Annotated in this window: 7 protein-coding genes; 3 read left to right on the plus strand and 4 right to left on the minus strand. The window is 65.5% G+C overall.

From position 1 onward, the window contains the following. Positions 1–789, plus strand: a 789-nt coding sequence (locus tag KDH09_16965; protein ID MCB0221391.1) for an RNA methyltransferase, incomplete at its 5' end; no start/stop codon positions are given. 2 nt (positions 790–791) lie between these two features. Here the strand turns inward: KDH09_16965 and KDH09_16970 are convergent. Further along, on the minus strand, positions 792–2,348 hold the full coding sequence (locus tag KDH09_16970) for a GNAT family N-acetyltransferase (GenBank protein MCB0221392.1): 1,557 nt from the start codon (positions 2,346–2,348) through the stop codon (positions 792–794). 159 nt (positions 2,349–2,507) lie between these two features. Here KDH09_16970 and KDH09_16975 point away from each other — a divergent pair, with 159 nt between their 5' ends. Both KDH09_16975 and KDH09_16980 read left to right on the plus strand, forming a co-directional pair. Then, the gene (locus KDH09_16975; GenBank protein ID MCB0221393.1) at positions 2,508–3,959 is read left to right on the plus strand and encodes a hypothetical protein; all 1,452 of its coding nucleotides are present in this window, start codon (positions 2,508–2,510) and stop codon (positions 3,957–3,959) included. A gap of 116 nt (positions 3,960–4,075) precedes the next feature. Continuing rightward, positions 4,076–4,738, plus strand: coding sequence for a hypothetical protein (locus KDH09_16980; protein MCB0221394.1), 663 nt, complete (start codon positions 4,076–4,078; stop codon positions 4,736–4,738). A 259-nt stretch (positions 4,739–4,997) separates the two neighbouring features. Here KDH09_16980 and KDH09_16985 read toward each other — a convergent pair whose 3' ends face one another. From KDH09_16985 to KDH09_16995, 3 genes are read right to left on the minus strand one after another with little or no spacing between them, the layout of a single operon-like run. Next, entirely contained in the window at positions 4,998–5,786 is a 789-nt protein-coding gene (locus KDH09_16985) for a DUF427 domain-containing protein (protein MCB0221395.1), read from the minus strand. Continuing rightward, positions 5,783–6,553 (minus strand): SDR family NAD(P)-dependent oxidoreductase, encoded by a 771-nt coding sequence (locus KDH09_16990; protein MCB0221396.1) that lies wholly within the window; start codon positions 6,551–6,553, stop codon positions 5,783–5,785. The genes KDH09_16985 and KDH09_16990 overlap by 4 nt, the downstream gene beginning before the upstream one ends. A 40-nt stretch (positions 6,554–6,593) precedes the next feature. Next, positions 6,594–6,902 carry a cupin domain-containing protein gene (locus tag KDH09_16995; GenBank protein ID MCB0221397.1) on the minus strand — a complete coding sequence of 103 codons (309 nt, stop codon included), beginning with the start codon at positions 6,900–6,902 and terminating at the stop codon, positions 6,594–6,596. Between the last annotated feature and the right edge of the window lie 141 nt (positions 6,903–7,043).

Genomic DNA, 7,043 nt, shown 5'->3' on the forward strand with positions numbered 1-7,043 from the left:
CAGCCAGTTCCCGCCGGCATTGTCGAAGACCTGCGCCGGGCGCAAAGCCCCGGCGGCCGCGCGCAGCTTGGTTGCTGCGTGATCGAGGGCCTGCGCCTGCATGAGCGGGCGCTGCGTGCCGGATGCGTGCTGCGCACAGTGGTGGCCACGCAGGCTTTTCTTGAAAGTGATGACCTGCGCGCCGACGCGTTGGTGGCCGCGCTCTTTGAAGCGGGCTGCAAGCCCTTTGTCGTGAGTCGCGAGACCCTGGCCGAGTTTACCGGCGGGCGCGGCGGCGGCGAAGTGGTCGGCCTGCTGGAAATCCCGAAGGCGTCCTCGCTCGAAGATCTCGCTGCAACCGGCGGCGTACTGCTGGCGGCCGTGGACGTCGAAGACCCCGGCAACGTGGGAGCGCTCTCGCGCACGGCCCTGGCCTCGGGGGCGGCGGGATTTCTCACCTGCGGGGTAAGCGATCCCTGGCACCCCAAGGCGCTGCGTACCTCGATGGGCTCGCTCTTCAAAATCCCCGTGCTGCAAGTTCCCTATGCCGACGAGCTGATCGCCGAGCTTTCCCACGCCGGCGTTCGCACGCTCGCTGCGGTGAGTGCGGAGGGCACACCGTTGCCGAAGGTGGCCCGGGGAGAGGGCGCTCTGTGCGTGCTCATGGGCTCGGAGGCCTTCGGGCTTGCCGACGGCATTGCCGGCGCCGCCAGCGAATGCGTGACCATCCCGATGAGTGCCGAGGCCGATTCCTACTCAGTCAACGCGGCAGCCGGGATTCTGCTGTATGAGCTGATCGGTCGGGGCTGAAATCAGACCTCGTGATCCCCGTCTTCTTCTGAATACATCACCTTGTAGAGATCCGTCCGGCGATCCAGCCAATTCCTGACAGTCCCCTGGCCGCGGTGGCGGCGGGACGCGGCCGTATCGACGTCGCCGATGACGACGGTCTCGATGTTGGGCGTGCACTCGGCAGCAATCCCGTCGCGGTTGAAGGAAATATCGCTGGGCGTGAAGATCGCCGACTGGGCGTAGTGGATGTCCACGTTGGCGACGTGGGGCAGGTTGCCCGTGCAGCCGGCGACGGCAACGTAGATCTCGTTCTCCACGCAACGGGCCTGGGCGCAGTAGCGAACGCGCAGGTAGCCCTCGCGCGTGTCGGTGTTGAAGGGCACGAAGATGATGTTCGCCCCCTTGCCGGTGGCGATGCGCGCGAGTTCGGGAAACTCGATGTCGTAGCAGATGAGAATCGAGATCGGGCCGCGGTCGGTGTCGAAGACCTCGACCTCGTCGCCCGGATGCACGCCCCACCAGCGTTTTTCCGACGGGGTGATGTGGATCTTGTATTGCTTGTCGATGCGCCCGTCGCGGTGGAAGAGATAGGCGATGTTGTAGAGCTTCTCGTTTTCCACGGTCAGGTGTGAGCCGCCGACGATGTTCACGGCGTACTTGATGGCCAGGTGGCTCATCAGGTCCAGATACTCGGGCGTGTATTTCGCCACCTCGCGCACGGCCTGGGCGGGGTCCTTGGTCTCGCAGATGGCCATGAGCTGGTTGGTGAAGAGCTCGGGGAAGAGCACGAAGTCGCTCTTGTAGTCGCTTCCCACGTCGACGAAGAACTCACACTGCTGGGCAAACTCTTCGAAGGTATCGATCCAGCGCATCTGGAACTGCACCGCGCAGATGCGCACCGGCGCTACCGTCTGTTGCATGCGGCTGGGGTCTTCGACCCAGTCGAGGTTCGTCCATTTCAAAAAGGTCGCGTAGCCGCAGGACTCCCAGTCGGTTGGCAGGTAGTCGGGAATCAGGCGCTGCAGAACAAAGCCGTTGCCGATCTGCGTGGTGAGCACCTGATCGTGGAGCGAGCGATCCATGACCTTCTCGACATACTCGCGGGCGCTCATCTCCTTGGCATGCTCGTGGTAGCCGGGAATGCGGCCGCCCACGATGATCTGCTTGGCATTGGCTTCGCGGGCGATGCGCTTGCGCTCGTTATAGAGGCGCCGCGCCAGCTTGAGACCGCGGAACTCGGGGTCGACCATGATCTCGATCCCGTAGAGGGTGTCGCCCTTGGGATTGTGATTGCGGATGAATCCGTTGTCGGAGACCTTGCGCCAGTCGTACCAGGGAAGGTTTTCTTCGTATTGGAGCAGCACACTGGCGCAGCAGGCGACGATCTTGCCGTCGTATTCGATTCCGATCTGCCCCTTGGGATAGTTGGCGACCCAGCTTCGAACGTGTTTCTCCGTCCAGGGCTCCTGGCCCGGATAGCACTTGCGTCCAAGCTCGACGACCTCGGGCGCATCGCTGTCTTGCAGCTCACGCACGATGATCTGCGATTCAAAATCCTTGATGTCCAAATCGGCCATGTCGGCAGCCTTTCGATCCCGGTGTGGGGTCGCCTCAATGAGGCGGAGACTAGCAGATCGCCGCCCGTGCGCTAGTGGATGCCCCGGAGGTGCATGCTAGGCTTGATACCGGGAACGGGGCCGCCGCACGGGCTGGGCCGGGCGGTGGGATGGGGAGAGATGGCAGCCAGCACTAAAATGCCACTTGGCGAGATGCTCGTGCGTGCGGGCGTCATCGATGAGCTCCAGCTAAAGAGCGCGCTGGCGCGCCAGCGTGACCACGGCGGCAAGCTGGGGCGTTCCATCCTGGCATTGGGCTTTACCAACCAGCGGATGCTGGGGCGCGCGCTGGCAAAGCAATTTGGCGTTCCCTTCATGGATCTCACGGTCGAGTCCTGCGACCTCATGCTTCTCCAGAAGTTCCCCGAACGCATGGCGGTCGAGAGTTGCGCGCTGCCCTTCAAGCGCGAGGGAAAGACCGCCTGCGTGGTCATTGCCGATCCCGGGCACCTCACGCACGTGGATGAGATCACCCGCGTGATGGGGCCGGGAACGAAATTCTTCGTTGCCCCCGAGCACCTGATCTTCGAGCTCATTGACCGCGCCTACCGGGCCTTCGAATACGGCGGCCTGGTGCTCGAGCCGCTCCCGGAAAACGCCAACGTCGCCCGATCGGTGAGCGCGATCTCCCTCGAGGAGAGCGATCAGAATGCGAGCTACTTCCCTGGCAAGTGGGTTGATGCAGGCGGGGCAGACGCCGAGCCGGCGGCGGCCCCGGCGGCAAGCGAGTTCGAGTCCCTGCGCGACGAAGTCACTTCCTTTGGCGAGGAGCACGCCATCGCACCGGCAATGGCGGCGGAGCTCGATGCTGCACCGGATCTGCAGGCCCGCCAGATTCTGCTCTTCGACACTGACGCACACTCGCGCCTCGAACTGCGCCTCGCCCTTCGCGGGGAGGGCTACGAAGTGCGCGACGTCAAAGCCATCGCCAGGATTCCCGAGAAGCTCAAGCTGATGATGCCCGATCTCATTGTGCTGGAAGTCGGGCCCTCCACCATGCAGGCGGCGCACCTTGTCCAGAAGCTCAAGACGAGCGTTCAATACTCGATGGTGCCGGTCATCCTGCTCTCGGAGTATTTTCGCGACTGGCGCGCCAGGGAGGACCTGTGCGATCTGACCGGCGCACAGGCCGTGCTCGCCAAGCCCGTGCGACCCGGCGAGTTCATCGCCGTCATGCGCAGGGTGTGGGGGGAGGAAGGGGACGAGGCCGCGCGCCGCAAGGCCCAGGACATGCTGGCCGAGGGGCGCGAGCACTACGAGCGCGGCGAAGTCGAAGATGCCCTGGAAAACTTCCGTGCTGCCGCTGAGCACGACCCTCAATCGAGCGAGCCGCACCAGACGCTGGCCATCGCGCTGGAAAACTCTGCCCGCCCGTTCGAGGCCATCGCCGCCTACGAGCGCGCCGCCAGGCTCGACCCGGGAAACTTCCTCATCTTCAAGAAACTCTCGCAGCTCTATGAGGGCGTGGGGCTTCGCTGCCACGCGAGCGAGGCATTGGAGCGCGCCGCGCGCACCTGCCCCAATCCGCAGGTGAAAGAGCGGATTGTGGCCTATCTGCTGAACGGAATCTGAGGGTGCCCGGGGCAAACCAAGGCGCGCTCCAGCGAACCCGCTGTCCGAATATTTTCCCGACAAGGTGACACCGGATGTCACACTCGCCTGGTAGCCTGCTTTGCAGGAGGCAGGCGATGGGCGACTACCAGGTCAGCGGGCGGGGAAAAACACAGACCTACTTTCTCAAGGACTGGATGCAGACGCGCGGCCCGCTCTTCGAGCGCGCGCGCATGGCGGCGATCCGGGCGGTGGTGCTCACCGAGGTCCTGATTCTCTCGCGTGCCGCGCCCGAGCGCGGAGTGCGCATACGGGCGGCGCGAACCATGGGAGCCCACGGGGGCGGAGAGCGGCCCTCGAAACGGCCCGCCGGCGAAGAACAATACGAGGCGGCGCGGGAACTTTGCTCCGGCCTGCGACGCATCAGCCGCGAGGCCGCACACCTGCCGTTTACCCAGCAGAGCGACCGGGTGATCGCGCTGCTTCGGGAATACGAGCCGGAAGGGCGCGGGGCCTACGACTACCTCATGGACAACGCCTGGGCCGAACTCCTCTGCGGCGTGCTCTTCGCCCGCGAAGATACCGTGCGGCTTCGCGCGGCACGCACGCTGCTGTGCTGGACAGAACCCGATGCCTGCAAGGTGGGCCGGGAACTCGACGAAGAGGAAAAGCAGACACTGGACGAGGTGCGCGATGAGGCTGCCGCGCGGCAGAGGCTGCAGACGCACTGGGGACCGGCGGTGCAATGCGCTCCGGGCAACGCGCCGGAGATCCAGGCCCGCGGAAGGGACGGCCCGTGAACGACTTCGTCGTTTCCAGATTTCAGCGCGACAGTTGCAGCGCGCGCCGCGCCGGTTGCAGGGGCACCGGTGCGCGCACTTGCGCGTGCGCTCCGGCGCAAGGCCCTGTTTTGAGCCAATTGCACTCCGGCGCACGGGCTTGCGGGCGCCGGAGCGGGCGCAAGTGCGGCGGATTGACGGGAAAACCGGCGTAGAAGAAAAAAAATCTGGAAAAGGGGCGCGGAAATAAATCGCCTTCGAAATGACTTCCGGGCAGAACTCAGCGCACCCGCTGGCCGTCGACCACGAACTGGTCGACGCGTTCCTGATAGAAACAGACCAGCTCCTGGATCTTGCGCACTTCATCGAAGGGGGCGAGGTAGGTCCAGACGATGTCAGGGTAGTCGCGCTCGCCGATCTTCACGCTGTAGTAGGAGGCGCTTCCCTTATAGGGGCACACCGTCTCGGTTGAGGAGGGCCTGAGCAGCTCCATGCGCACATCGTCGAGCGGAAGGTAGTAGCGCGGAGGCAGGCCGGTCTCGAAGAGCACGACGGGGCGGTGGCACTCGGCCACGCGCTCACCGGCAAGGAATACTTCCACGTGGCGCGAGCTCTTCAGGCAATCGATGCGCACGTAGGGATCGCGCGGGTGGACGAAGACCTGCTCGTCTTCCTCGAACCAGGCGTCCATGGCATCCCAGTCGAAGGAAATGTGCTCTGCCAGCGCCTTGACCTGCGGCGCGGGCGCCGGGTGCGCGATGGCGGCGTGGGTGGCAGTGCGGCTCTCCTTGGAGTCCCCGACGACCACGTCCCAGGTGCGGGTGGGGCCAAGGTGGGCATTGCCCTCGGAAGTGGCGGAATGCTTCAAATACTCGGTGCGCACATCGGCACGCGGGAAATAGTAGCGCGGCGTGCACCCTCGCTCACGCAGCAGCAGCGCCCGCCGGCTGTCAGCGATGGTGACACCGGCAAATACGACGCGCACCTGCTTGGGCGAGGGCTCCAGCGCGACCCAGTGGCCGTCGGCATAGTACCAGCGCGCGTCGGCGCCGGGCTCGGGGACGCTCATTTCCCGTCCTCCCGCGCGACCTTGAAGCCGCCGAATGCCTGCATGGTGGGAAGCACTTCGATGCGTGAGACATTGACATGGGCCGGGCGGGTGAGCGCCCACTCGATGGTTTCGGCGATGTCCTCGGCAACGAGCGGCTGGTAGCCCTCATACACCCTGTCGGCGGCGGCCTGGTCGCCCCGCATGCGCACCACGGAGAACTCGGTCTCCACGGCGCCGGGCTCGATGTTGGTCACCCGGATGTTCTTGCCCAGAAGATCGACGCGCAGGTTGCGCGAGAACTGAAGGACGAAGCTCTTGGTGGCGCCGTAGACATTGCCCCTGGCGTAGGGATAGCTCCCGGCGACTGAGCCCACATTGACGATGTGCCCGCGATCACGCTCGACCATGCCGGGAAGCAGCAGACGCGTGCAGCGCATGAGCCCCTTGATGTTGGTGTCCACCATGGTCTCCCAGTCCTCGGGGTCGGTCTCCCACGCGCGCTCCAGCCCGGCGGCAAGGCCCGCGTTGTTGATGAGCACGTCGACGGCGGCGAAGTCCGCGGGAAGCTCGGCAATGGCTTTCTCGATCACCTCGCGGTCGCGAATGTCCGCGGCAATGAGATGGCAGGGAACACTCAGCTCTTTGGCGAGGGCATCGAGGCGCTCGGCCCGGCGCCCGAGCAAAACAAGCCGCGCCCCTGCGGCGGCGCAGCGGCGCGCGGAGGCCTCGCCGATTCCGGCGGTGGCGCCGGTGATGAAGACGGTCTTGTCCTTGAGTGTGCTCATGGGGCTCCTGTTTACTCGCCCTGAAGCGGCCGGGCCAGACTCAGCGGCGCACGGCATCGAGGCTGATGACGCTCTGCTCGCCCAGCACGCGGGCGCTATGGGGCGCCCCGCGCGGAACCCAGAGCAGGTCCCCGGCCTCGAGCACCACGGTTCTGCCCCCCATCTCCATCTCGAAGCGCCCGCAGAGCACGCCGTCGATCTTGTCGATCTCGTGGGTGTGCATGGGAAAAAAGGTGCCGGGCGGATAGGCGTAGCGGGTGACGGAGTAGCCCAGCGCGGCGAGCCGCTCGCGCATGGCGGCCTCGCTGAGGGGACCGTCCGTGTCCTCGTTCCAGTGTTCGAGCCGCATGACGGGGCGAAGCCTAGCAGAGCCGGCCCGGGCCCGTCATCCGGGGGCGGAGGGGCAATACGGGCAGGCCCGGCGGTCTTGCTTTTCACGCCCCAGCGGCTAGAAGTGAGGCCCTGCGCAGCCGCGCTTCTCACCAGCGGA

Source organism: Chrysiogenia bacterium (assembly GCA_020434085.1).
Classification (GTDB): Bacteria; JAGRBM01; JAGRBM01; order JAGRBM01; family JAGRBM01; genus JAGRBM01.

Excerpts from the sequence above, each read along its gene's own strand:
- KDH09_16970 (MCB0221392.1), bottom strand. The coding sequence starts at position 2,348 with ATGGCCGATTTGGACATCAAGGATTTTGAATCGCAGATCATCGTGCGT.
- KDH09_16975 (MCB0221393.1), top strand. The coding sequence starts at position 2,508 with ATGGCAGCCAGCACTAAAATGCCACTTGGCGAGATGCTCGTGCGTGCG.
- KDH09_16980 (MCB0221394.1), top strand. The coding sequence starts at position 4,076 with ATGGGCGACTACCAGGTCAGCGGGCGGGGAAAAACACAGACCTACTTT.
- KDH09_16985 (MCB0221395.1), bottom strand. The coding sequence starts at position 5,786 with ATGAGCGTCCCCGAGCCCGGCGCCGACGCGCGCTGGTACTATGCCGAC.
- KDH09_16990 (MCB0221396.1), bottom strand. The coding sequence starts at position 6,553 with ATGAGCACACTCAAGGACAAGACCGTCTTCATCACCGGCGCCACCGCC.
- KDH09_16995 (MCB0221397.1), bottom strand. The coding sequence starts at position 6,902 with ATGCGGCTCGAACACTGGAACGAGGACACGGACGGTCCCCTCAGCGAG.